At 61.4% G+C, this 25144-nt stretch carries 24 protein-coding genes; 13 read left to right on the top strand and 11 right to left on the bottom strand.

Translation table 11 applies throughout. The annotated features are described in order from the left end of the window. Window positions 1-83: 83 nt before the first annotated feature. Entirely contained in the window at window positions 84-1925 is a 1842-nt protein-coding gene (locus BM216_RS31935) for a M3 family oligoendopeptidase (RefSeq protein WP_177231017.1), read from the top strand. A 226-nt stretch (window positions 1926-2151) separates the two neighbouring features. Here the strand turns inward: BM216_RS31935 and BM216_RS31930 are convergent, their stop codons facing one another. Both BM216_RS31930 and BM216_RS31925 read right to left on the bottom strand, forming a co-directional pair. Then, a complete protein-coding gene (locus BM216_RS31930; RefSeq protein WP_093004217.1) occupies window positions 2152-2616 on the bottom strand; it encodes an NfeD family protein in 465 nt (154 codons plus the stop codon). A 4-nt stretch (window positions 2617-2620) separates the two neighbouring features. Continuing rightward, a complete protein-coding gene (locus BM216_RS31925; RefSeq protein ID WP_093004215.1) occupies window positions 2621-3652 on the bottom strand; it encodes an SPFH domain-containing protein in 1032 nt (343 codons plus the stop codon). A 143-nt stretch (window positions 3653-3795) separates the two neighbouring features. On the opposite strand from BM216_RS31925, the gene queC reads away from it, so the two are divergent. The 4 genes from queC (at window position 3796) to BM216_RS31905 (ending at window position 7236) form a co-directional block, all read left to right on the top strand. After that, a complete protein-coding gene (queC, locus tag BM216_RS31920; RefSeq protein ID WP_093004213.1) occupies window positions 3796-4506 on the top strand; it encodes a 7-cyano-7-deazaguanine synthase QueC in 711 nt (236 codons plus the stop codon). Further along, complete coding sequence (gene queD, locus BM216_RS31915; RefSeq protein ID WP_093004211.1) at window positions 4506-4862, top strand: 6-carboxytetrahydropterin synthase QueD; 357 nt, start codon at window positions 4506-4508, stop codon at window positions 4860-4862. The genes queC and queD overlap by 1 nt, the downstream gene beginning before the upstream one ends. Further along, complete coding sequence (queE, locus tag BM216_RS31910; RefSeq protein WP_093004210.1) at window positions 4859-5593, top strand: 7-carboxy-7-deazaguanine synthase QueE; 735 nt, start codon at window positions 4859-4861, stop codon at window positions 5591-5593. Before queD ends, queE begins: the two co-directional genes overlap by 4 nt. A gap of 80 nt (window positions 5594-5673) precedes the next feature. Next, the gene (locus BM216_RS31905; protein ID WP_093004208.1) at window positions 5674-7236 is read left to right on the top strand and encodes an FAD-dependent monooxygenase; all 1563 of its coding nucleotides are present in this window, start codon (window positions 5674-5676) and stop codon (window positions 7234-7236) included. Here the strand turns inward: BM216_RS31905 and BM216_RS31900 are convergent. The 6 genes from BM216_RS31900 to BM216_RS31875 form a co-directional block, all read right to left on the bottom strand. Beyond that, window positions 7224-7913, bottom strand: a complete 690-nt coding sequence (locus BM216_RS31900; protein WP_093004206.1) for an SDR family oxidoreductase — start codon at window positions 7911-7913, stop codon at window positions 7224-7226. The genes BM216_RS31905 and BM216_RS31900 overlap by 13 nt on opposite strands. A gap of 22 nt (window positions 7914-7935) precedes the next feature. Next, window positions 7936-8970: a ferrochelatase gene (gene hemH / locus BM216_RS31895; RefSeq protein WP_093004204.1), complete on the bottom strand. Its 1035-nt coding sequence runs from the start codon at window positions 8968-8970 to the stop codon at window positions 7936-7938. 170 nt (window positions 8971-9140) lie between these two features. After that, on the bottom strand, window positions 9141-11087 hold the full coding sequence (locus tag BM216_RS31890) for a 5'-nucleotidase C-terminal domain-containing protein (RefSeq protein WP_093004202.1): 1947 nt from the start codon (window positions 11085-11087) through the stop codon (window positions 9141-9143). Window positions 11088-11299: 212 nt separating this feature from the next. Further along, window positions 11300-11662: an outer membrane lipoprotein Omp10 gene (gene omp10 / locus BM216_RS31885; RefSeq protein WP_093004200.1), complete on the bottom strand. Its 363-nt coding sequence runs from the start codon at window positions 11660-11662 to the stop codon at window positions 11300-11302. A 171-nt stretch (window positions 11663-11833) separates the two neighbouring features. Next, the gene (locus BM216_RS31880) at window positions 11834-13285 is read right to left on the bottom strand and encodes a homospermidine synthase (protein ID WP_093004198.1); all 1452 of its coding nucleotides are present in this window, start codon (window positions 13283-13285) and stop codon (window positions 11834-11836) included. Between the two features lie 165 nt (window positions 13286-13450). Beyond that, window positions 13451-14386, bottom strand: coding sequence for a heme-dependent oxidative N-demethylase family protein (locus tag BM216_RS31875; protein WP_348272032.1), 936 nt, complete (start codon window positions 14384-14386; stop codon window positions 13451-13453). A gap of 97 nt (window positions 14387-14483) precedes the next feature. On the opposite strand from BM216_RS31875, the gene BM216_RS31870 reads away from it, so the two are divergent. Beyond that, the gene (locus BM216_RS31870) at window positions 14484-15128 is read left to right on the top strand and encodes a hypothetical protein (protein WP_093004196.1); all 645 of its coding nucleotides are present in this window, start codon (window positions 14484-14486) and stop codon (window positions 15126-15128) included. A 15-nt stretch (window positions 15129-15143) separates the two neighbouring features. Here the strand turns inward: BM216_RS31870 and BM216_RS31865 are convergent, their stop codons facing one another. The 3 genes from BM216_RS31865 to BM216_RS31855 all read right to left on the bottom strand — a co-directional run bounded on the left by BM216_RS31865 (window position 15144) and on the right by BM216_RS31855 (window position 17993). Then, complete coding sequence (locus BM216_RS31865) at window positions 15144-15776, bottom strand: aminotransferase class IV family protein (protein ID WP_093004194.1); 633 nt, start codon at window positions 15774-15776, stop codon at window positions 15144-15146. After that, complete coding sequence (locus BM216_RS31860; protein ID WP_093004192.1) at window positions 15761-16942, bottom strand: aminodeoxychorismate synthase component I; 1182 nt, start codon at window positions 16940-16942, stop codon at window positions 15761-15763. Before BM216_RS31860 ends, BM216_RS31865 begins: the two co-directional genes overlap by 16 nt. A gap of 148 nt (window positions 16943-17090) precedes the next feature. Further along, on the bottom strand, window positions 17091-17993 hold the full coding sequence (locus BM216_RS31855; protein WP_093004190.1) for a LysR family transcriptional regulator: 903 nt from the start codon (window positions 17991-17993) through the stop codon (window positions 17091-17093). Window positions 17994-18103: 110 nt separating this feature from the next. Here BM216_RS31855 and BM216_RS31850 point away from each other — a divergent pair, with 110 nt between their 5' ends. From BM216_RS31850 to BM216_RS31815, 7 genes are all read left to right on the top strand, one after another. Beyond that, entirely contained in the window at window positions 18104-18826 is a 723-nt protein-coding gene (locus BM216_RS31850; RefSeq protein ID WP_093004188.1) for an SDR family oxidoreductase, read from the top strand. A 38-nt stretch (window positions 18827-18864) separates the two neighbouring features. Beyond that, window positions 18865-19359, top strand: coding sequence for a carboxymuconolactone decarboxylase family protein (locus tag BM216_RS31845; RefSeq protein WP_093004186.1), 495 nt, complete (start codon window positions 18865-18867; stop codon window positions 19357-19359). Further along, complete coding sequence (locus BM216_RS31840) at window positions 19356-19724, top strand: Atu4866 domain-containing protein (RefSeq protein WP_177231016.1); 369 nt, start codon at window positions 19356-19358, stop codon at window positions 19722-19724. The genes BM216_RS31845 and BM216_RS31840 overlap by 4 nt, the downstream gene beginning before the upstream one ends. Window positions 19725-20153: 429 nt before the next feature. Next, window positions 20154-20981: a hypothetical protein gene (locus BM216_RS31830; RefSeq protein ID WP_093004184.1), complete on the top strand. Its 828-nt coding sequence runs from the start codon at window positions 20154-20156 to the stop codon at window positions 20979-20981. A gap of 530 nt (window positions 20982-21511) precedes the next feature. After that, window positions 21512-23065 carry an outer membrane beta-barrel protein gene (locus tag BM216_RS31825; protein ID WP_093004182.1) on the top strand — a complete coding sequence of 518 codons (1554 nt, stop codon included), beginning with the start codon at window positions 21512-21514 and terminating at the stop codon, window positions 23063-23065. A 370-nt stretch (window positions 23066-23435) separates the two neighbouring features. Beyond that, window positions 23436-24716 carry an L-fucose:H+ symporter permease gene (gene fucP / locus BM216_RS31820; protein ID WP_093004180.1) on the top strand — a complete coding sequence of 427 codons (1281 nt, stop codon included), beginning with the start codon at window positions 23436-23438 and terminating at the stop codon, window positions 24714-24716. Between the two features lie 114 nt (window positions 24717-24830). Continuing rightward, the coding region (locus BM216_RS31815; protein ID WP_143102789.1) for a helix-turn-helix domain-containing protein at window positions 24831-25144 on the top strand (314 nt) is incomplete at its 3' end.

Raw genomic sequence — 25144 nt, 5'->3', positions numbered from 1 at the left:
CGGATGCGAAATGCTAACCCTCGTTGATCGATTTCAGGAAAGGACCAGTCATGTTGAACCGCCCCGCGCAGCCGCGCATCGCAATGGCCACAGCCACCGCGAGCGTCGCGCCCTCCGAACCTGTAAACGATCCCGTTCTGGGCACGCTGCCCGTCTGGAAACTCTCCGATCTCTACGCCGCCAAGGATGCACCCGCCTTCGCCGCCGACCTGAAGAAAGGCGAGACGGATGCGCTCGCCTTCGAAACGAAGTGGAAGGGCAAGCTTGCCGAAGCTGCGACGAAGACCGGTACCGGCGGCATCGGCGAGGCGTTGAAGGAATACGAGGCGCTGGACGACCTGCTCGGCAAGATCGGCTCCTTTGCCGGCCTCACCTATTTCTCCGACACGTCCAATCCGGCCAACGGCAAGTTCTATGGCGACGTCCAGGCGAAGCTGACGGACATGTCTGCTCATCTCCTGTTCTTCGCACTCGAGCTGAATCGCATCGACGACACGGTCATGGACGCCTGCATGGATCGCGATCCGGCCGCCGACCACTATCGCCCCTGGATCGTCGACCTCCGCAAGGACAAGCCCTTCCAGCTGGACGACAAGCTGGAACAACTCTTCCTCGAAAAGTCGATGACCTCGGCCGCCGCCCTCAACCGCCTGTTCGACGAGACCATGGCCGAGCTGCGCTTCGACATCGATGGCGAGAAGCGGCCGCTGGAAGTCACCCTCAACATGCTGCAGGAAGCCGATCCGGCCGTGCGCGCCAAGGCTGCCGCCGCCCTCTCGAAGACCTTCGGCGAGAACCTGCGCGTCTTCACGCTGATCACCAACACGCTTGCCAAGGACAAGGAAATCTCCGACCGCTGGCGCGGCTTCGAAGACATCGCCGACAGCCGCCATCTGGCGAACCGCGTCGAGCGCGAGGTGGTCGATGCGTTGGCCGAGGCTGTGCAGCAGGCCTATCCGCGCCTCTCCCACCGCTACTATGCGATGAAGGCGAAATGGCTCGGCATGGACCAGATGAACTACTGGGACCGTAACGCCCCGCTGCCGGAAACACCGAAGGCGCTGATCCCGTGGACCACCGCCAAGGACACCGTCCTTTCCGCCTATGGCGCCTTCGCCCCCGAGATGGCTGACATCGCCGGCCGCTTTTTCGATGAGGAATGGATCGATGCCCCTGCCCGTCCCGGCAAGGCGCCGGGCGCCTTCGCCCATCCGACCGTGCCGTCCGCCCATCCCTATGTCCTGGTCAACTATCTCGGTAAGCCGCGCGACGTGATGACGCTCGCCCACGAGCTCGGCCACGGCGTGCATCAGGTGCTGGCCGGCGAGCAAGGCGCGCTGATGTGCCAGACGCCTCTGACACTGGCGGAAACCGCATCAGTCTTTGGCGAGATGCTGACCTTCCGCGCGCTTCTGGAAAAGACGACCGACAGGCGCGAACGCAAGGCGATGCTCGCCCAGAAGGTCGAGGACATGATCAACACGGTCGTGCGCCAGATCGCCTTCTACCAGTTCGAGCGCAAGCTCCACACGGCCCGCAAGCACGGCGAACTGACGGCGGAACAGATCGGCGAACTATGGCTGTCGGTTCAGAACGAGAGCCTCGGCCCGGCGATCAGGATCTCGGAAGGCTACGAGACATGGTGGACCTATATCCCCCACTTCATCCACTCGCCCTTCTATGTCTACGCCTATGCCTTCGGCGATTGCCTGGTGAACTCGCTCTACGCGGTCTACCAGAACGCCGCTCCGGGCTTCCAGGACAAGTATTTCGAGCTGCTCAAGGCCGGCGGCACCAAGCACCATTCGGAACTCCTGAAACCCTTCGGCCTCGACGCCACCGACCCCACCTTCTGGTCAAAGGGCCTGTCGATGATCGAGGGCCTGATCGATGAGCTTGAGGCGCTGGACAAGGAACTCGGCTGAGGGCCTGAAACGACAAACGGCCGGGGAGACCCGGCCGTTTCGTTGAATGGTAGCAACGAGGTGGCACCTTGTTCCGGGCATCCCGGTCAGCCTAGGACTCCCTCATCCCTGTGCTTGTCACAGGGATCCAGCAGCGTCGCGTCTGCGACGCTGGAGAGTCCTTTAACGCGAAAGACTTCGCGTGGCTGGATTCTTGTGACAAGCACAGGAATGAGGGGAGCAAGACTTACCTGATCACCGGCTCCACCGTCAGGTCCCGCCCGCTGGACGCGATCACCCGCACGCGCGAGCCGACCGGCAGGTCCGGCCCCATGACTGACCACATCGTATCGTCGAGCTTGATGCGTCCGCGGCCTTCGAGGATCGGCTCGGACAAAGTCGCCGTCCGTCCGATCAGGCTCTCGCCACGGCGGTTGAGTGTCGGTTCGTCGGTCCTGCTGCCCTTGCCATTGTAGATCCGGCGACCGACGACGGCGAAGAGAACGGACAGCACGGCAAACAGCAGAAGCTGCACATGCCAGCCCCAGAAGGCCGAATCCCAGAGCGCGAGCGACAACGCGCCCACCACGACCGCGGCAGCGCCGATCCAGATCAGGAAGACGCCGGGCACCAGCAGTTCCAGCACCAGAAGCACGATGCCGACGATCCACCAGCTCCATGCCCCGAGGCTGTTCCAGAGTTCGATCACCATCGCCTTATCTCTCGGAGGTCGGCGGCGTGAATGGCGGCACGACGGCGGTTACCGTCGGCGTGCTGCGGGCCGGACGCGGGGGCTGCGGGCGTGGAGCAGAGGGCGCCGGGCCATTGCCGTCGCCGAACACTTCCTTGGCGATCGCCCCGATGCCACTAAGCGAACCGATCAGCGACGAGGCTTCGAGCGGCATCAGCACGACCTTGGAATTGTTGGCCTTGCCGATCTCGACCAGCGCCTCGGTATATTTCTGCGCCACGAAATAGTTGATCGCCTGCACGTCGCCGGCCGCGATCGCCTCGGACACGGCCTGCGTCGCTTTCGCTTCCGCTTCGGCCAGACGCTCGCGCGCTTCCGCCTCGCGGAACGCCGCCTCGCGCTCACCCTCGGCCTGCAGAACGGCCGCCTGCTTTGCGCCCTCGGCACGCAGGATCTGCGCGTTGCGGGCACCTTCGGCCTCCAGCACCAGCGCGCGCTTCTCGCGCTCGGCCTTCATCTGCCGGGCCATGGATTCAACCAGGTCCTTCGGCGGCTGGATGTCCTTGATCTCGATGCGGGTCACCTTGATGCCCCACGGATGGACGGCTTCATCGACCACGCGCAGCAGGCGCTCGTTGATGACGTCACGGTTGGACAAGAGCTCGTCGAGATCCATCGAGCCCATGACCGAACGGATATTGGTCATGGTCAGGTTCTGGATGGCGTTTTCCAGGTTGGCGATCTGATAGGCCGCCTGGGCAGGGTTCAACACTTGGTAGAAGGCCACCGCATCTGCTGCGACGCTGGCATTGTCCTTGGTGATCACTTCCTGCGTCGGAATGTCGAGCACCTGCTCCATCACGTTCATTTTAGAGCCGATGCGCTCGATGAACGGTGTCAGGATGTTGAGGCCCGGCTGCAGCGTACGCGTATATTTGCCGAAACGCTCGACCGTGTAGGCATATCCCTGCGGTACCGTCTTCACCAAGGCGAAGAGCAGCATGATCGCAAGGATCACCACCACGATCACGAAAATATCAAACCCACCAATATCCATAGAATAAATCCCCCATGACGATGTCGCTGCCATATGTGTGGCGGAGGAAGTTCAGGTCAAGCATTCACAAACGCAGGCTAACGTTCTAAAGAGCCACACGAAGACCGGTCGCAGCCTACCCGGACAAAACAAGGACCCTGACCATGAAGACTATCGTCGTCTGCTCCGGCGGACTGGATTCCGTTTCGCTTGCCCATAACATCGCCGCCAAGGGCGAGCTCATGGGCCTCATTTCCTTCGATTATGGCCAGCGCCACAGGAAGGAACTGGAATTTGCCGCCGCTGCTGCAAAACGCCTCGGCGTATTCCACCAGATCATCGACATGCGCGCCATCGGCAGCCAGCTTACCGGCTCCGCTCTGACCGATAATGTCGACGTTCCCGACGGCCATTACGCCGAAGATACGATGCGCATCACCGTGGTGCCGAACCGTAACGCGATCATGCTGACCGTTGCCTTCGGCGTAGCAGCAGCAAAACAGGCGGATGCGGTCGCCATCGCCGTCCATGGCGGCGACCACTTCATCTATCCCGATTGCCGACCGGGTTTCATCGACGCCTTCGACACGATGCAGCGCCATGCGCTGGACGGTTACGCCTCGGTGAAACTGCTGGCACCTTACGTGACCGGCTCCAAGGCCGACATCGTCACCGATGGCGCGCGCACCGGCACGCCCTTCATCGAGACATGGTCCTGCTACAAGGGCGGCGACAGGCATTGCGGCCGCTGCGGCACCTGCGTCGAGCGCCGCGAGGCTTTCCACCTCGCGGGCGTCGAGGACCCTACCGACTACGAGGATCCGGATTTTTGGAAGGCGGCGACCGAAGGCTTCAGGGCCGAAGAGATCCGCTGATGTACCGGATCACCAAGGAATTTCATTTCTCCGCCTCGCACCAGCTCTCGCACCTGCCGGCCGATCACCAATGCGCCCGCCTGCACGGCCACAACTATATCGTCGTCGTCGAGCTGGCCTCCGCCGACTTGAACGACGACGGCTTCGTGCGCGACTATCACGAACTGGCGCCTCTCAAGCGTTATATCGACGACGAGTTCGACCATCGCCACCTGAACGATGTGCTCGGCCACGACCGGGTGACGTCGGAATATCTGGCGAAGCATTTTTACGACTGGTGCAAGACCCGCCTGCCGGAAACCACGGCCGTCCGCGTCAGCGAAACGCCGAAAACCTGGGCCGAGTACCGGCCATGACCGGCTCTGTTGAGACGATCCGCATCAGCGAGATCTTCGGCCCGACCATCCAGGGCGAAGGCATGCTGATCGGCCAGCCGACGGTCTTCGTGCGTACCGGCGGCTGCGACTATCGCTGTTCCTGGTGCGATACGCTGCACGCCGTCGACAGCGCCTATCGCCATGACTGGACGCCGATGGATGCCGAGACGATCTGGAAGGAAGTCCGCCGTCTTTCCGGCGACACACCGCTGATGGTCTCTCTGTCCGGCGGCAACCCTGCCATCCAGCCGCTCAAGCCGCTGATCCGGCGCGGCAAGAACGACGGCTACCGCTTCGCCATAGAGACGCAAGGGAGCGTGGCGCGCGACTGGTTTGCCGATCTCGACGTGCTCGTCCTCTCGCCGAAACCACCATCGAGCGGCATGGAGACCAACTGGGACGCCGTCACGGACTGTCTTGCAGCGGCTGGAAAAGCGCCGCGCATCGCCCTCAAATTCGTCGTCTTCGACGATGCCGACTATGATTTCGCAAGAGCGGCGTCGCGGCGCTATCCGGAATTGCCCGTCTACCTCCAGCCCGGCAATCACACGCCTCCGCCGCCTGATGACGATGACGCCCGTATCGATCTCGACGGCATCATGGACCGCATGTTGTGGCTGGTCGACAAGGTGACCGGCGACCGCTGGTTCTCCGCCACGGTCCTGCCGCAGCTCCACGTCCTGCTTTGGGGCAACAAGCGCGGCGTCTGATCGCGGGCGGCAACGACCATATCCCTTTGCCTTTTCGCCTTCGGCCCTAGATTCGAAAGCGGGATCGAGGAGGTAGGGTTATGCGTCGTGACGTGCTGATCGTGGGAGCTGGACCGACCGGCCTTGTACTGGCGCTGTGGCTGACGAAGATGGGCGTTTCTGTCCGCGTCGTCTCGAAGGCGCCCGGCCCGGGCACCGCATCACGTGCGCTTGCCGTGCATGCCAGGACGCTCGAACTTTATGGCCAGCTGGATCTCGCCGACGCCATCGTTTCCGAAGGCCATCACGTTGCCGGCGTCAACGTTTGGGTCGGCGGTGAAAAGCAAGCGCGGGTATCGCTGGGCGATATCGGCGAGAGTCTGACGCCGTACCCTTTCCTGCATATCTATCCGCAGGACCGACACGAGACGCTTCTGCTCTCGCGGCTGGAAGCCATGGGCGTGACGGTCGAATGGAACACGACCTTCATCGACTTCGAGGAAACGCCCGACGGCGTGGTCGCGCGCCTCCAGACGGCGGACGGTTGGCAAACCACATCCGAAACAGCTTTCCTTGCCGGCTGCGATGGTGCCAGCTCGGCCGTGCGCAAATCCCTCGGCTTCGGTTTTCCGGGCGGGACCTACGAGCAGACCTTCTATGTCGCCGATGTCGAGGCATCCGGACCGCCCATGAACGGCGAACTCAACATCGCGCTCGATAGCGCGGATTTTCTCGCCGTCTTTCCGCTCGACCAAGGAACACGGGCACGTCTCATCGGCACGGTGGAGGAAAGCGATGCCGAAGCGGGCAGCCTGCGTTTCGAGGACCTGAACGACAAGGCAGTCGAACATCTCGGTATCGAGGTCACTTCGGTCAACTGGTTCTCAACCTACCGCGTCCATCACCGGGTGGCCGAACAGTTCCGCAGGGGACGCGCCTTGATTCTTGGCGATGCCGCGCATATCCACAGCCCCGCCGGCGGCCAGGGAATGAATACCGGCATCGGCGATGCCATCAACCTCGCCTGGAAGCTGAAGGCCATCCTGTCCGGCAGCGTCCGCGACATTCAGGCAGTCGAGCGGCTGCTGTCGTCCTTCGAGGAAGAGCGCATCGCCTTCGCCCGCAAGCTGGTCCGCACCACCGACCAGGCCTTCAGCCTTGCCACGTCGGATGGTCGTATCGCGCAATTCGTTCGCACGAAACTCGTCCCGCTCGTCATGCCGGCGGCGAGCAGACTGGAGCCGGTGCGCGAATTCATGTTCCGCACCGTCTCCCAGATCATGATCAACTACCGTGACGGCTATCTGAGCGTCGGCGAGGCCGGTCAGGTCCATGGCGGCGATCGCCTGCCCTGGCTGGATACGGGCAACGGTCGCTCGAACTACGACGAGTTCACCAAGCTCTGCTGGCAGGTGCAAGTCTACGGCTACGCCGGATATGCGGTGGAGGACTGGTGCAGCAGGAACGCGATCCCATTGCAGGTCTTCCCCTGGCAACCGGCCTGCGAGGATGCCGGCCTCGCCCGCGATGCCGTCTATCTGCTGCGGCCCGACAGCTATGTAGCGGCTGCCTTTCACGGAGCCTCAACCGAAGCGCTTGAGCGCTATTTCGAAGATCACGGCATCAATCTGCCGGCAGCAGAAAATGCCGTCTATTCGGCGTAGATCATCTTCTTCGTCATGCCGCCATCGACCGAAAGCGTCTGCCCCGTCACGAAACCTGCACCGGCGAGATAGAGCACCGCATCGGCAATATCCTTAGGCCGGCCGACGCGACCGGCGGGATGCTGCGTCTCGTCCTCATGGCTGAGCTTCGTCTCGTTGGTGATCCAGCCCGGCGCGATCGCGTTGACCCGGATTTTCGGCCCGAGGCTGACGGCAAGCGCATGGGTGAGAGCCACCAGCCCGCCCTTGGAGGCGGCATAAGCTTCCGAGTTCGGCTCCGACATGAAGGCGCGGGTCGACGCCATGTTGACGATCGAGCCGCCTTCCCGCATCAGCGGCGCGACCGCCCGCGTCATCAGGAAGGCACCGGTCAGGTGGCTGTCGATCACCCGGCGCCAGTCGGTCAGCGACATGTCGAGGATCGGCGTACCGAGCGCACCGCCGGTGGCACCGGCATTGTTGACCAGCAGGTCGAGCCGATCCCACTTGAGTTCGGCAACCGCGATTTCAACCGAGGCCTCGTCGGACACATCGCATTCGACCTGCCGCACGCCCTCGACCGGATGTGCCGCTTCCGTCAGATCGAAGGACGCGACCTCATAGCCTCTCGCAGACAGCGCCTCGCAGATACCGGTCCCGATCAGCCCGGCCCCGCCGGTAACGATTGCCTTCATCATGACCTGCTCCTATTCGCTGACGTCAAACCCAGCCCTGCAGCTCCCGCCGAACCACAGTCTCCAGCACATTCATGCCGCCTTCGCTGTCATTGAGGCAGGGAATGTGGACAAACTTCTCGCCGCCGTGATGCATGAAGATCTCGCCCGCCTCGCCGGCGATCTCTTCCAGCGTTTCCAGACAGTCGGAGACGAAACCGGGGTTCATGATCGCGACCCGCTTGATGCCCTCCGCTGCCAGCCCTTCCATCGTCTTGTCGGTATAGGGCTGCAGCCATTCCTCGGGCCCGAAGCGAGACTGGAAGGTGATCCGAAGCTGTTGCTCGGTATAACCGAGCGCGTCGCGCAGCAGCCGCGCCGTCTTCTGGCAGAAACAGTAATAGGGATCACCCGCCTTGAAATAGGATTGCGGGATGCCGTGGAAAGAGGTGATCAGCAGCTGCGGCTCCCAGTCCAGCGTCGACAGCGTCTGCCGCACCGAATTGGCCAGTGCCTCGATATAGACCGGGTCGTCGTGATAGGTCGGCACGGTACGCACGGCCGGCTGCCAGCGCAGCTTCATCAAGTGCTCGAAAGCCTTGTCGTTGACGGTCGCGGTCGTCGCCGCCGCATATTGCGGGTAGAGCGGAAAGAGCACGATCCGGTCGCAGCCCTGTTCCTTCAGCGCATCGATCTTCGAGGCGATCGACGGACTGCCGTAGCGCATGCCCCAGTCGACCACGACATTCGGCAGATCCTTCAACCGCTCGGCCATCAGCTCACCCTGGTTGCGGGTATAGGTACGCAGGTAGCTCTCGTTGAGATCCTTGTTCCAGATCTCCTCATAGGCCTTGCCCACCTTCTGCGGCCGCTTGTTGAGCACGATGCCGTAGAGGATCGGATACCAGTAGAGCTTCGACCATTCGATGACGCGCGTGTCGGAGAGGAACTCCGCGAGATAGCGCCGCATGGACCAGTAATCCGTGCCGTCGGGCGTCCCGAGATTGACGAGCAGCACGCCGACCTTTCCGAAGGAGACAGGCGGGTGGCCGGCGGGCATGAAGGGTGACGAAGAGGTCATGAATGTCTTCCAGATGAGCGTACCGAAACCAATACGGTGATGGCGAAGCTGCGGATTACTTAGAAACAAAAAACGGCCCGGGAAACCCCGAGCCGTCATTGTGATCGGGACATTTTGTCCCGATCTATCCTTTCACCGCGCACTGCGGTCCTTGATCAGCGTCAAGAAACTCATTTCGCCGGCAGATCGAGCTCTTCGCCAACGAGGATGATGTTCGGATTGCGCAGCGTGTTGGCCTTGGAAATATCCGTCCACTTCTCACCGTCGCCATAGGTGCTCTCGGCGATCTTCCACAGCGAATCACCCTTCACCACCGTGTACTTGGTCGGACCGGCAGCCGGCGGCGTCGTCTGGCCCTGGGCCTCGACGGCGGCAGGGGCCGTCGCAGTTGCCGGGGCCGTCGTCGACGGGGCCGGAGCCGGCGCTGCCGGAGCGGTTGCCGCTGGAGCAGGTGTGGCCGGAGCAGCAGGCGCCTGGGCGGTCTGCTTCGGTGCCGGCTTGTAATCGGCCGGCGTCAGGTCGGTGATGCGGCCGTCCGTGTAAGGCTTGTAGGGGCTGTTGGCGGCAATGTAATCGGCAACCGCGTTCTCGAGGTTGGGGCCGAAGTCATAGGCGTTCTGGGCATTGGTGTTGAACACTTTGTAGCCGTCACCGCCCGTGCGCACGTAGTTGTTGGTGACGACGCCATAGGTCTTGGCCGGGTCGATCGCCACGAACGCATCGCCTTCCTTGACCTGCACGTCGCTCACCCGCGAACCGGCGGGCTTCGACTTGTCGAATGAGAACTTCATGCCGGCGACCTGCGGGAAGCGTCCCGCGCCGTCGTCGATCTGGCTGACGCCGTTTTCCAGCGCGGCCACAACATCCGAACCCTTGAGCTGGAAGGTCGCGATCGTGTTCTGGAACGGCAGAACCGTCAGGACTTCGCCCATTGTCACGTCGCCGGCATCGATCGAGGCACGCAGGCCGCCGCCGTTCTGGATCGAGAGCGTGATGCCCTGATCCTTGACGCGGTCGAGCTGGGCGTCGGCAAGCAGGTTGCCCATCGTGCATTCCTTGGCGCGGCAATTGACGCGGTCGCCATCGATGGCGCTTTCCGACTGTCCGACAACCTTCTTCTTCAGCTCTTCGAGCGGTCCGCCGAGTTCCTTGACCTTGGCGACATAGGCTTCGTTCTGAGCGACCGACGCATCAAGCAGTTTCGGCGCACCGGATGTCGACTTGACGGCACCGTTGTCGTCGAAGACCACGGTAAAATCACCGAGATATTTGGAATAGGCATAGGCCGTCACGATCGGCACGTCGACGCCGGCCGGGTTCTTGACGATGGTCGGATACGGGCCTGCAGCCTTCGTGTCGGTGCTGGACAGGTATGTATGACTGTGGCCGCCGACGATCACATCGATGCCGTCGACCGCTGCGGCGATTTCCTGGTCCCTGACGTAGCCGACATGCGACAGCACGACGATCTTGTTGACGCCCTGACCCTGCAGGTCCGCGACCGCCTTCTTCAGGTACTCGATCTCGTCCTCGAAGGTGATATCCGGGCCGGGCGACGAGGTTTCGTCCGTATCGGTCGCGAGAACCGAGACGACGCCGACCTTCTGGCCGCCGAAGTCCTTGATCATGTAGCCCTTGTACTTGTCGGCAAGCTCCGAGCCCGGCTTGGCGATCGTATTGCCGGAGATGATCGGGAATTTCAGCGCGTTGATGAACTTCAGGAGTTCGTCCGGGCCGTCATCGAATTCGTGGTTGCCGATCGCCATCGCGTCGAAGCCGATGCCGTTCATGAACTCGGCGACGGGAGCGCTCTTGTAGGTGCTGTAGAACAGCGAGCCCTGGAACTGGTCGCCGGCATCCAGCACCAGCACGTTCTTGCCCTGCAGCTCGCCGCGGCGCGCATCGATGGCAGCCTTCACGCGGGCAATGCCGCCGAAGCATTCGTTCTTCTCCGCCTCGGATGCGGTGCAGGTGGAATCATATTTGTTGATCGGCTCGATGCGCGAATGCAGGTCGTTGATGTGGAGAATATTGAGTTCGAAATCGGCCAGCGCTACGCCGCTCGAAAGGGCCATGACCGAGGCGGTCAGGATGCCCAGTCCCATAGTCTTCATCATCAGATATCTCCTTTGCAATGCGCCGCGCAAAATGCGGCCGTTCCCGATTGTTCTAGTGTCAGTGCGTGACAGCCGTTGTGCGGCGCATGTTTTCACCAAGCAAAATCGGTTTCAAGGCAAATATGACAAGGGTGCCACGCGCAACTTTACGCCCATAACGCGAAAACCCCGCTCGCGCGGGGTTTCCGTGAAGATCGAAAGGAATGGGTGGTTCAGCCGCGACGCGTCAACGAGAACTGGGCACCGCTGTCCTGCGTGCAGTTCAGCTGGCTCGGCGAGACCAGCGAGCAGTTTACCCGCGACTGCGTCTTGCGCACCAGCGAGGTCATGTTGATCTCGACCAGCGTCGGCGACAGTGTCGTGTAGTTGCCCGACGCGAGTAGCGCGTTGCTGTCGCTGGCGCGGGTGTTGAAGGTGCCGCCCTGGAAGGTCGAAACGATCCCGTTCGGATCGACCCAGCTGCCCTCGACGCCCTGCGGACGCGGAGCAGCGGCCATCTGACGAGGCGGCGGCGAAGACACGCAGGCGCTCAGGCTGGCTGCGGCGACGAGCACGAGGCCCAATTTGAAATTCATGATCTATCTCCCGCGATTCGGTCGGTCATGCCTCGGTGTAGAGCATGGCGTGCCGCTTCATGTATGGCAAGGCGTAGGCTTGTACAGTAGTGCGACAGGCTGTTTCCATAGAAAACGCCCGCCGGATGGCGAGCGTCTCCCGAGTACACAGAAAATAACGTCCGCGTCCGCTTAACGAACCAGGATGTTCTTGAACTGCCAGGCGTCCTTTTCGTCGATGTCTTCCGGGAAGAGGCCCGGGCGACCTTCGAGCGGGGTCCAGTCGGTGTAATGGCCTTCGACCGGGCCGAGGTAAGGCGTCTGCACTTCCAGGCAGCGCTTGTAGTCCACCTCGTCGGCCTCGACGATGCCGGCCTTCGGATTTTCCAGCGCCCAGACCATGCCGGCGAGAACCGCCGAGGTCACCTGCAGGCCGGTAGCGTTCTGGTAAGGGGCGATGCGGCGGGTTTCTTCCAGCGACAGGCGCGAACCGTACCAGTAGGCATTCTTCTCGTGGCCGTAGAGCAGCACGCCGAGTTCGTCGACGCCGTCCTCCAGTTCGTCCTCGTCGAGAACGTGCAGGACCGGCTGCTGATTGCCGCCATTGCCGAACATTTCGTGCAGCGACAGAACCGCATCGTTTGCCGGGTGATAGGCATAATGGCAGGTCGGGCGATACACGACTTCGCCGTCCTTCTCGACGGTGAAGTAATCGGCGATCGAGATCGACTCGTTATGGGTGACGAGGAAGCCGTATTGCGGACCCGGCGTCGGGCACCAGGTGCGAACGCGGGTGTTGGCACCCGGCTGCTCCAGGTAGATGGCGGCCTTGCAGCCCTTCTTGTGCTTCTTGGCGTTCTTCGGCATCCAGTTTTCGTGCGTGCCCCAGCCGAGTTCGGCCGGCTGCAGGCCTTCCGAGATGAAGCCTTCGACCGACCACGTGTTCCAGAACACGTTGAGCGGCTTCGGATGCTTGGTGCGCTGGGTGTCGCGTTCGGCGATGTGGACGCCCTTGACGCCCAGCTTCTTCATCAGCTTGGCCCAGCCTTCGCGATCGTTCTGATCCGGCTCGTCGAACTTGACACCCGTGTCGTTGGCGAGGTTGACCAGCGCCTGCTTGACGAACCACGAGACCATGCCCGGGTTCGCGCCGCAGGTGGAAACGGCCGTGGTGCCGCCCGGGTTCTTCTTCTTTTCATGGCGCACGGTTTCGCGCAGCGCATAATTGGTGCGCTCGGAATTCTTCATGCTTTTGTCGAAGTAGAAGCCGAGCCACGGCTCGACGACCGTGTCGATATAGAGAACGTCGAGCTTGCGGCACAGCTTCATCAGGTCGAGCGAGCCGGTATCGACCGACAGGTTGACGCAGAAACCCTGGCCACCCTTGCCGTCGTCGAGAAGCGGCTTCAGCAGCGTTTTGTAATTGTCCTTGGTCACATGCTCCTTGATGTGACGGACGCCGTGCTTCTTCAGGATTTCCATGTCGGACGGTTCTTCGCGCGGGTCGATGACCACCATCCGGCTCTTGTCGAACTTGAAATGGCGCTCGATCAGCGGCAGCGTGCCGCGGCCGATCGAACCGAAGCCGATCATCACGACCGGGCCGGTGATTTCGGCGTAAACCGGGTAGTTGGTATCCGACATGTCATACTCCCTAATAATCGACTGCTCTTTAAAACCCGCAGCCAGGCTTTCACGCATAACCGGCCAGTGTGACGAGTATTTCAATGCGTGTTTGATGCGCGGCCTAGATCATAAAAATCCGTCACAATAAAGTGCTTGTTCCACGATCACGGCAAGGACAAGGCACTATCGCGCTGCAGTCTTAACGCCTTCCGTTTTGCGAAGCAGCGCGACCATTTCCGCCCGCTTCTCGGTCAGTCCCTTATAGGCCGTCTCGGCATCCGACATCGCCTCCAGCTGGTCGGCCATTGACGTGGCCAGTTCCCTGGCGTTCGGCTGTGCGAGAATGGCGGCGACCGGGTCGAGATAGATGCGGATGGTGAAGAGGATGTCGCCGGATATCGGCAGCTTGCGCAATGTCTGCCGCTCCACCCGGATGAACGCCCTTTCCGCCGGCACGCCGCGTTTCTCCTCCGCCGACTTGGCATTCGGATGGTAGAGCGCATGGGACCAGTTGACCGACCAGTTCCAGCGCACGACGATCCGCCCCGGCGCCAGATTGTCAAACATGCGGTTGATGAGACCCGCATTGCGGCTGCCGCCTTCGAAACCCGGTACATGGGCATGCACCTCGTCCATCGGCAGGCCGAACTTTTCCGACAGATGCCAGGAGGATGGAAAGGCGAGGAAGGCAGCCGCGATCCGCCAGCCATTATCGCCCTTGCGCATGATGACCAGATCGTCCTGAACCAGAAGTCCGGCACGATGCAGCGGCATCATGCTCTCGTCGGCAATATCGGTGTCGCCCCCCGCAACCACAATGTGGTTGGCGTCCGCCCGGTAACTGTCCGGATGATAAGCCGGCAGATAGTCGCAGAGCAGATCGAGAACCTCCTGCTGCGCCTCCTCGGTTCCCGCCTCCGCCCGCAGAACAAGCTCGCCATGCTGCGCGACAAGCGAACGCTTCAGCAGCACCTGCTCGTTGAGATCGCCGTCCGGCTCGATCCAGCGCTCCGGCTCCAGTTGCAGGAGGCCGATGGTGAAGGGCTTCGACGAGCCGTCATAGGGGGTGTAGGCGAGCGTCATGCGGCACAGGCTGACGTCGCGACCGGCCCCTGTCAATCTCCGCGTGTTCGTGCTTGCCTCTTGGAACATCGTCCCAGCGCACTAGAAACTGACTGAGACATTTTCATCATTCATTGCAGGGAGTTCCGCGGGAATGACCGAATTTACGCTCGCAGCCTATGTCATTGCCGGAACCGCGACGATTTCCGGCGCCTTCGGATCGAACGATCCTTCCATCAAGGCGCATGTGCTGGAAAAAACGGCGCCGATCGTCTCCCAATTCGGCGGCGACGAGGGACGCGAGCGCGTTGCAGACGGATTGGACCGTATCCTCGCGAACAAGAGGATCGAAAAATACCATTGGCATGTGGCACTTGCGACCGAGATGCTGTTTGCCACCTACGGCACGCGGCTCGATAACGACGGAACAACGCTCATGCGCTTTACAGAGGATTACATCGGACCGGTCACGGCGCTCGGTCTGCCCTCGCTGGCGGAAGCGCTCGACATCCTTGCATGGGGCAAGGAGGTGCGTATTCCGGTGCCGATCGACGCCTGGGACGACGTGACAGGGCAGTATTATTTCGACCGGCAAAAGGTGACCATCGCATTCGGCGAGCTAAAGACACTCGGCGATATCCGCAAAGCGACAACCGGGCTCTACAAGAAACAGCCGGACGTATTCGGCGAACTCTATCCAGACGATGTCGAACATCTTGTCGATAGTTTCGCAGCCATGCTGCAGGACGCGCAGGCAAAGGGCGCGGAACTGGCCGTGTTTCGCCACGGCGGCGTTTGAGAAGGAGCAGAACTCCTAAACCAGTTCAGCCCTGATCAGCCCGCGCAACGAATTGCCGACGAAGATTTTTCGCACGGCCTTGCTCGCCTCGTTCAGCACATCCGGCGTCAGCACCGCGCTTTTCGCGCGATGCTCGCGGATCAGGTCTGCCCGAAGCACGCCGGGCAGGATGCCGCTGCTGATCGGCGGCGTCATCAGGATGCCGTCCTGATCCTCGACGAACAGGTTGGTGATCGTCCCCTCGCAGAGTTCGCCGCGCTCGTTGGTGAGCAGGACCTCGTCCACATCGTCGGCGGAAAATTCCGCCCGGGCGGCCTCGTAGGGTTCGCGGCGCGATGTCTTATGGCGATAGAGCGGGTCGTCGGACTTGAGCTTCGTCGCACCGATCCTGATTTTCCAGACGGTGTCGTCACCCTGCAGGGAAAACGGCACCGCCGTCACCTCGGCCGTACCGCGGAACGACATGACGAGACGCACGCGCATCGCCTCCTCGCCCCCGACCGCCTGCTTCAGCAGACCTTCGACATCCTTCGCCTGACGAAAGCCGAGCGCATCGGCGGAACGGGAAAGCCGTCTCAGGTGCTGCTCCAGCCGGATGAAGCCCTGATCGGGCGTCCAGCGCATCGTCTCGATCAACGAGAAATCCATTGGTCCCCCACCGCGAACCGCGCCTTCAGCAGGCACTCCTCATATTCCGCTTCCTGCACCGAATCGAACACGATGCCGCCGCCGACATTGAAGACCGCCCGCCCGTCGGAAAAAAGGCTGATCGTGCGGATCGCCACCGAAAACCGCATCCGCCCCGCCGGATCGCACCAGCCGATAGCGCCGCAATAGACGTCGCGCGGTCCAGCTTCCAGCTTTTGCAATATCGTCATGGCACTGAGCTTCGGCGCCCCGGTGATCGACCCGCAGGGAAACAGCGCCCGCATGATCTCCGGCAAACCCGCCTCCGGCAGAAGCTTCGCCCGCACATGGCTGACCATCTGATGCACCGTCGGATAGGTCTCGATATCGAAGAGCTTCGGTACCGAAAGCGTGCCGGCCTCGGTGATGCGCGAGATGTCGTTGCGCAAGAGGTCGACGATCATCCGGTTTTCCGCCAGCGTCTTCTCGTCCGCCAGCATGCCGGCCTTGATTGCCTCGTCTTCGGCAGGCGACGCACCACGGGCAGCCGTCCCCTTCATCGGATGGGTCTCGATCCAGCCCTCTTCATCGACGGAAAAAAACAGTTCCGGCGAGCGCGAGACGACCGCCGGGCTTCCGGGTTCGGCGAGCCCACCGAGTTCGGCAAGCGCGCCGTAGCGCACCGGCTGCCGCTCGATCAACGACCAGAACAGGGTTTTCGCGTCACCCGTCCAGCGTGCCGTAATCGGCATGGTGAGATTGCCCTGGAAACAGTCGCCCTTGCGCAGGTGGTCATGCAGCACGCCGAAGCGCGAGGCATAGGTCTGTTCGTCCCAGGCCGCGCATGGCTCGCTCAGCATGCCCCTCGACACGGGCTCGTCGGGAGGGAAAAGTCTCGGATCGCTCTCCTCGCAGGGCGCATCGAACACGCCCATGCAGATGAGCGGCGTTTCGCGGCCGACTGGTGCCAGCGGCACAAGCTTCTCCTCGAAGGCAAATCCGGCCTCATAGGCGAGATATCCGGCAAGCCACTTGCCGGACTTTCGGTGTTCCTCGAGCCTTTGCAGCGCCGGGATAACCTCATCCACGGTCCGCGCAACCACGATCTCGATCGGGTCGGCAAGCAGGCGGGATGTCCGGGCAAGGTCGTCGCGGAAGAGAATATAGGCAGAGGAATTCTGCTCCATGTCCCTCACCTGCTTCACTCCATACCCTGTTCACGCTCTATTGCCGGCAGCCGGGGCCGGGGTCGAGCAGCGCATAGCACCGCAGCAGCAGCGTTTGAAGCGCGGACTGCGAAATCCACCGCCGCATATCCGCCTGCCAAGAAAGTCCCTACCCCGCCGCCTGGCGAAAACTGCGCAAATGCTCCACCAGCGCCCTCAACTTCGGCGCCATGTTGCGACGGCTCGGATAGTAAAGGTAGAAGCCCGCAAAGCGCGGGCAGAATTCTTCAAGCACCGGCACCAGCTCCCCGCGCGCGATGGCCGGGCGAAAACTGTCCTCCATGCCGAAGCTGATCCCGGCACCGGCGATGGCTAGGTTGATCATCAAAGCCATGTCGGTGGTCGTGATCGTGTCCGCCACCGCCACCGAGAATTCCCGGCCATCCTCCTCGAACTCCCAGCGATAGGGCGCAACGCTCGCCGCCCGGCGCCAGCCGATGCAGCGGCGGCTCGCGAGCTCGCTCGGATGGCGCGGCCTGCCGAACCGTTCGAGATAATCCGGCGATGCCACGGCCAACTGACGCTGCTCGCCCGAGACGGGCACCGCGATCATGTCCTGGGCGATCACCTCCCCCAGCCTGACACCCGCATCATAGCCTTCCGCGACGATATCGAATTCCTCGTCGGTCACGGTGACATGCAGTTTCACGTCGGGATTGTCTTCCAGAAAGGATGCCAGAAGCGGACCGGAGAGGAAGCTGTCGGCAATCGACGACACCGCGAGCGTCAGCCTGCCTCGCGGCAGCCCGCGAAGGTTCGCCGCCGCCTCGATCGCGCCCTGCATGTCGACGAGCGCCGGCGCCGCTTCGGCATAAAGCCGCTCGCCTGCCTCGGTCAGCGCCACGCTGCGGGTGGTACGGCTGACAAGCGCAATGCCGAGCGTCTCCTCGAGCTTGCGGATCGTCTGGCTGACGGCCGAGCGGGTGACCCCCATCCGGTCGGCAGCGGCGCGAAAACTCTTCTCCTCCGCGACAAGGGCAAAGACGGCGAGCGCATTGAAGTCCGGCAGCATTGGTTAGCGATCCTTACCGCCGCATGAACGAATAGGCGGCTTATCGCAACAATGCTCCAGACATATCTTCCTGGCAACCGCAATGAGGCGGAAAACAAGAGGAGAAAGTCATGGACAAGGTTGTTCTCATCACCGGCGCGTCGAGCGGTATCGGCGTCGGCATCGCCCATGAACTCGCCAAGGCGGGTGCGACCGTTGTGCTCGGCGCCCGCCGCACCGATCGGCTGGAAGAAGTCGCTGAAGAGATCCGCAAGGCCGGCGGCAAGGTCATGACCCGCAAGGTCGACGTCACCGACCGAGCCGATGTCGCAGCCTTCGCCGACGCCGCGCGAAAGGAGTTCGGACGGATCGACGTCATCGTCAACAACGCCGGCGTCATGCCGCTCTCGCCCATGGCCTCACTGAAGGTCGACGAATGGGATCGCATGGTCGACGTCAACATCAAGGGCGTGCTCTACGGTGTCGCCGCAGTCCTTCAGGAAATGACCGAGCGCGGTTCGGGCCAGATCATCAATATCGCTTCCGTCGGCGCGCTCGTCGTCTCCCCGACTGCAGCGGTCTATTGCGCCACCAAATATGCGGTGCGTGCGATTTCCGATGGCTTGCGGCAGGAAAACGACAAGCTGCGGGTCACCTGCATCCATCCGGGCGTGGTGGAAAGCGAGCTTGCCAGCACGATCACCGATCCGACCGCGATCGAAGGCATGAAGACCTATCGCGCCATCGCGCTCACGCCCGACGCCATCGGCCGCGCCGTCCGCTTCGCCATCGAGCAGCCCGAGGATGTCGACGTCAACGAGATCGTCGTGCGCCCAACGCGGGCCGCGTTCTGACCGGGAGCTAACCGACAAGCCAGCAAGAGGAGACCATCATGTTTCAACAGATCCGATCCCAGGTCGTATCCAATGTCGCTGCGGTGGGTACCGCCACGTTTCTTGGCCTTGCACCAGAGGTCGCTGTTGCCCAGGCGACCGATGAGCGGCGGGAGCGTGGGGCCGCGGTCATCCGCGGCCTCAACAACGGCATGACGCAGCCGACGCTCGAAGGCATGCGAAGGGAATTCCCCTTCCTTGCCGAGGCGACGGAAGCCTATGCGCTCGGCGACGTCTGGTCGCGCCCCGGTCTAGACAACCGCACGCGTCAGCTCGCTGCAATCGCCGCCTTCGCCGCGATTGGCGAGACGGCCTACATGAAGATCCATGCCGGTTATGCGCTCAACATCGGCGTGTCGGAGGAGGAGCTCAAGGAGGTCATCTACATGGTGACGGTGCCGGCCGGCTTCCCGAAGGCGATCGCCGCCTCCCAGGTCCTGTCGCAGCTCTTCGAGGAGCGGCGCGAGACCGAAAATGGAGAGACGAAACCATGAGCAATCCCCTCCTGATCATCGTCACCATTATCATCGCAACCGCCGCGTCTCTCGGCGCGGTGGCCCATATCGCAAAGGCAGAGGACACCATGTCCAATAGAACTCAGACCCAGGCCGCACAGCCTCAAAACCATCCCTATCTCGGCATGTGGGTGACCGGCGACGGCCGCATCCGCCAGGAATTGCTACCCACCGGCCGCTATGACGAGGCCCGCGGCACGCGCCGGAGCGCCTACCAGGGCCGTTATCTCGTCACCGGCAGCCATATCGACTACTGGGACGACACCGGCTTCACCGCCGACGGCACCTTCGTCGATAACGACACGCTGCATCACGGCGGCATGGTGTTTTACCGGGAGAAGTAATTCGATCAGGCGGCTGGCGTGCCCTGGTGAAAGACCATACGCCAGCTGCCGTCCGGCTCCAATCGCCAGATGGAACTGCGGTTCGTAACGAGTCTACCGCCGTCGCTGGCTAACCTGACACCACGATATTTCGACAAAGCAATCGTTTCGCTAAAATGCGCCATCCCTGACAAGCTTGGCGTATTCGATCTGCATTGCGATCTACCTATGCCTCCGTGCTATCCGATCAACAGTTGTTGAGAATCTATGTAACGAATATTGCTCGCAGCGAAGAAAACAGTTGAAAAATGCCGCCCACACCTTTCAGTCGCAGCGAACACTCACCCAAAGACTTTTCAAATCTCAAGGAATTTCCGAAAATGTGATGCTGTCGGTAGAGGACGGGCACTGCGCCTCACTGACTTCCTTGAGGAGAGAGTACGCAGACTAATGTGGGCTTATGCGTCTGCGGTTTTCACCTACGAAAACCTTAATTTTCTTATTGGCTTCGTCGGCACGGCGCTTGCGCTTTGGTCGCTTTTGAAAAGCCGAGTCGCGCGGCGCTTTCTCTACACGCGCTCGGACACAACTATTATCGGTGCTACCGATGAAATTTACAACGAAAGGCTTGAAATACGCTTTGAAGGGCATGTCATCCCTCGGCTTACTAAGACAACGATGACGTTCTGGAATGACGCCGGAAAAACTCTCGACCATAATGACATCGCACCAGCCGACAAACTACGTTTGACACTGCCGATAGAGACCCAAATCATATCCGCGTCGCTGACGGACATGAGCGCTCCCGCAAACAATGCGAGGATCGAAATTAGCGATGACCGAAATATCTTCATCAACTTTGACTACCTCGATGCTCGGCAGGGCTTCAAGTTGAGTTGTCTTCACACTGGGAAACGACGCGCTGCCCGTGTGGAGGGAACGATCAAGGGTTTAGGTTCTCCACGTGACGCCGATTATACTTCTGGTCTTGGCGCAGCTTGGGTCATGATCAAAGTTCTCGCCTTTATTGGCTCGACCGGTGGCACAGGATTCGCAGTAGCAGTCGGCATCAATTACGCGCTTGACCAATACCTTCATACATTTTTCAAGGCAGTGATCGGCGGCATATGCGTTATCGGCGCCGTCATCCTTGGCTTCATGATTCTTGATCGTTTTGGCTTCCTTGATGGCAACCGCACACGTCCACGCTTCAAAGATGATGAACCAAACCTACGGGCGGAAATTCACGAAGATCTCTTCGAAATGCCGAGACCGTAACGCTTTCTCCTACGAATATGCCCCGGCCAGATCGTAGCATGTAGCGGAGACGAAAGCGGTTTACGAAGCATGCAACAACCGGGAGCGCGAAAACTACTTCGTTATTGCCACTCACGACCGCCAGATCGGGCAGGATTATCTGTAGCCGTAACGCGCTGTAGACTGCTTTAACGTACCCGGCATCAATTCGCTCGATCTTGGCGCTCTCCAGCTTTTGTTGCTAAGCGCTCGGAGAGATCGTGTTGAACTTGATACCCTCAATTTTGCCCACCCTCGAAATTGCACTTCGTCAACTTGCGGCTGCTCATCGAAGCTATTTCCATCGAATTCAAACGGATAGTGCAAGAAGGGTTTGTTAGTACGTTTTCACCACCTGTTAACCATAAAATAACCCTCTCCTAATAGAGTATTAGCGAACGCCCTGACGCAAATAAAATCGTTTACTTACATGCACTTATCGGGAAATCTATCGTGTATGCAAAACGAAACCCTTTACGTTTGGGTAAGTATTTGAGCTTGCCGGACATTCCATGACGATCGACACCAAGACAGGCACGACCCGGCGAGGGAGACGCAAGGCTTTTGGCCTCGCTGTCACTCTTGCGGCCCTGTCCTGTGGTGTCTCGGCCGGTGCGCAGAACCTGTTTCCGACCAATTCCAGCCCCCTGCCCGCGCTTCCCGATACGCAGCTCGGAACGCCCGGCGCATCCACCGTCACCCGGGGCACCCAGACGGAGCCTGGCACATCCCAGACGGGCGTTCAGCAGTCCGGCCCGCAGGTGTTCGGCGCGACGGATCCCTATGCGCCGACCGCGGACCAGCAGCCCGAGGGGCAGGAGAATGCCCCTGCCGCAGCAGCGCTTCGGGAGCGCCCCTACGAAGACGACCTCAACCAGCCCTATGCCGAGGATCTCGATCCCGGTGCCGAGCCGATCGATCAGCAGGAAGCCCCGCGACAACAGGTCGATCCGACCGGCATCCGCATGGGCACGTTCATGCTGCGCCCTTCGGTCAGCCAGAGCATCAACACCGAGAGCACACGCACCAACGGTTCGCGCGACACCCGCCATTACCTCGCCACCGGCATTCGCGGCACCCTGACATCCGACTGGTCGCGCCACGCGCTGACCGTCACCGGCGAAGGTATTTATGAGCGCAATCTCAAGGGCAACCAGGACGACACCGATCCGGAAGCCAACCTCAATGCCGACCTGCGCCTCGATCTCGCCGACGACACCGAGGCACACCTGACCGCAGGCTACAGTTTCGAGCGCGAGGATGTCTCCGATCCGAACTCGCTCGGCGGCAATGCTGAACAGGCGGGCATCCACGAATTTACCGGCGGCGCATCGATCGAGCGCGAAGTCGGGCGTATCCACGGCTTGGCCGCCATCGGCGCCACACGCTCGATCTATACGGACGGCAAGTTGTCCGATGGCACAGTCGTCAGCATGAAGGACCGCAACCGCACCGGCATCGATGGCCGGCTGCGCCTCGGTTACGAACTGTCCCCGGCACTCATCCCGTTTGCCGAGATCGCCTATGGCCACACCTTCTATGACCGCCGCCGCGACAGCGCCGGCTTTGCACGTTCGTCCGATACCTATGCCGGCCGTCTCGGCGTCGAATTCGATCTCGGCGAGAAGATGCGCGGCGAGATCGCCGGCGGTTATCAGCGCGTCGCCTACGAGGATGCCCGCCTCGACGCCGTCGATGCCTTCACCCTGGATGGCAATGTCCGCTGGTCGCCCCAACGCGGCACTGACGTCGATCTTGGCCTGCGCACCGCCATGCAGGATGCCACCGCGCCGGGCGAAAGCGGCTGGGTCGAATATCAGCTGAACTCGGCGATTGCCCGCGAGGTGCGAGACAACCTTGTTGCAAGGCTCACCGGCGCCACCACCTTCCGCGACTTCCAGGATTCCAGCGATAACGACGTCACCTGGATCGTCGGCACCGGCCTGACCTGGAGCATCAATCGTTATCTCGATATGACGGCCGACCTGGAATACGAGCGCACGACAGGCGGTGAATCGAATGAAGACATCGTCCGCGCCGGCGTAGGCCTGACGGTGAAGCGCTGATCCGTTCACGTTTCCGTGAACTCAAGCCATGCGACATCGCGCGAACTCTCGACCGATAGTTTTTCCAGTGCCGTAAATTTAGGCGAGCGTCCTTACATATTGCCACTAAAGCACGAATATCGTTCGCATATTGTCGATCGGCACGCTTTCGGCGAACGAATGTTTCATGCACCGCTTTCCGACGGCTTGCGCCATGCGCGACGCGCAGACACACCGGCATCAATGACTAGGCCTTATCCACTGTGAACACGGCTCAACCCGAGCCGTCGCCCTTTCCAACTGTTAGCAGCTGCAACATATAGCCGCATAGGCGGCATGTTTTTGCCGCAGTGCAGCATTGGCTGCATCGAGTTAGTCTGAGGATTTCAAAGTGGCTAGTTTCTCCAATAGCAGCGTCAAGACCGGAGGCGTTTCGGCCTCTGCAGGCGCCAACAACTACACATTCGCCCTGGTCGCACTGACCTCCCTGTTCTTCATGTGGGGCTTCATTACCTGCCTCAACGACATTCTGATCCCACATCTGAAGAACGTATTTTCGCTGAACTATACGCAGTCGATGCTCATCCAGCTGTGCTTCTTCGGCGCCTATTTCATCGTGTCTCTGCCCGCCGGCGCGCTGGTCAAGCGCATCAGCTACAAGTGGGGCATCGTCGTCGGCCTCTTGATCGCCGCCATCGGCTGCGCGCTCTTCATCCCGGCCGCCGCCTACCGCGTCTATGCACTCTTCCTCGGCGCGCTTTTCGTTCTGGCGACCGGCGTGACAGTGCTCCAGGTCGCAGCCAACCCTTATGTCACCGAGCTCGGCGCGCCTGAGACGGCCGCAAGCCGCCTGACGCTCACCCAGGCCTTCAATTCGCTCGGCACGACGATTGCGCCGCTGTTCGGCGCCTTCCTGATCCTGTCCGCCGCAACCGGTGACATCCAGAGCGCCACGGGCGAGCAGCTCGAAGCCATGCGCCTGGCGGAAGCCGACGCCGTCCGCTTCCCCTACATGCTTCTCGCAATCGCCTTCCTGGTTCTTGCCGCCATCTTCGCGGCGCTGAAGCTGCCGCATGTCGAAGAGGAAGAAGTGGCCTCGGCCGGTGACGAGCGCGCCTCCGCCTGGTCCTACCGCCACCTGGTTCTCGGCGCTGTCGGCATCTTCGTTTATGTCGGCGCCGAAGTGTCGATCGGCAGCTTCCTGGTCAACTATCTGGCCGAGCCGACGATTGCCAACATGCCGGAATCCGAAGCCGCCCATTACGTCGCCTATTTCTGGGGTGGCGCCATGGTCGGGCGCTTCATCGGCGCCTATGCGATGCGCTACATCGACGACGGCAAGGCGCTCGCCTTCAACGCCCTGCTCGCAGGCGTCCTGCTGCTGCTCACCGTATTTGCCGGCGGCAAGCTTGCCATGTGGGCGGTCCTGGCCGTCGGCCTGTTCAACTCGATCATGTTCCCGACCATCTTCAGTCTGGCGCTGAAGGGTCTTGGCCGCCACACCAGCCAGGGCTCCGGCATCCTGTGCCTCGCCATCGTCGGCGGCGCCATCCTGCCGGTCGTCATGGGCGGCCTGGCGGATACGATCGGCATCCACCTTGCCTTCCTCATGCCGGTTATCTGCTACGTCTACATTCTCTACTACGGTCTCGAGGGTCATAAGACCGCCTGACACCGAATATGCGGGCGGGGCTCATGCGCCGCCCGGATCGACGGACAAAGAAAAAGCCCTCGCAGCGATGTGAACTGACCCCGGAAAGTTGGACCCAACTTTTCGGGGTTTTGCATGTCTAGATACAGCATATCGTTCAAGCAGTCGGTGGTGTCTGCCTATGCGGGTGGTACGGATGGTTTCCGTGCGATCGGCACTCGGTTCGGGATTGATCATTCGACGGTTCGCAAGTGGGTGGCAATCCATGCGGCTCACGGTCTTTCGGGGCTGGAGAAGAAGTTCAGCCGCTACGATGCCGAGTTCAAGCTATCGGTACTTCATCGGATATGGGAAGATGGGCTTTCCCATCGTCAGGCTGCGGCGGTTTTCAACATCCGCAACAAGAGCAGTATTGCCGATTGGGAGAGGCGCTACGAACGCGGCGGAAC

The sequence above is a fragment of the Rhizobium sp. NFR07 genome, assembly GCF_900111905.1.
Classification (GTDB): domain Bacteria; phylum Pseudomonadota; class Alphaproteobacteria; order Rhizobiales; family Rhizobiaceae; genus Neorhizobium.
The sequence above is the reverse complement of the archived record's forward strand: the minus strand, read 5'-3'. Positions and strand labels throughout refer to the sequence as shown.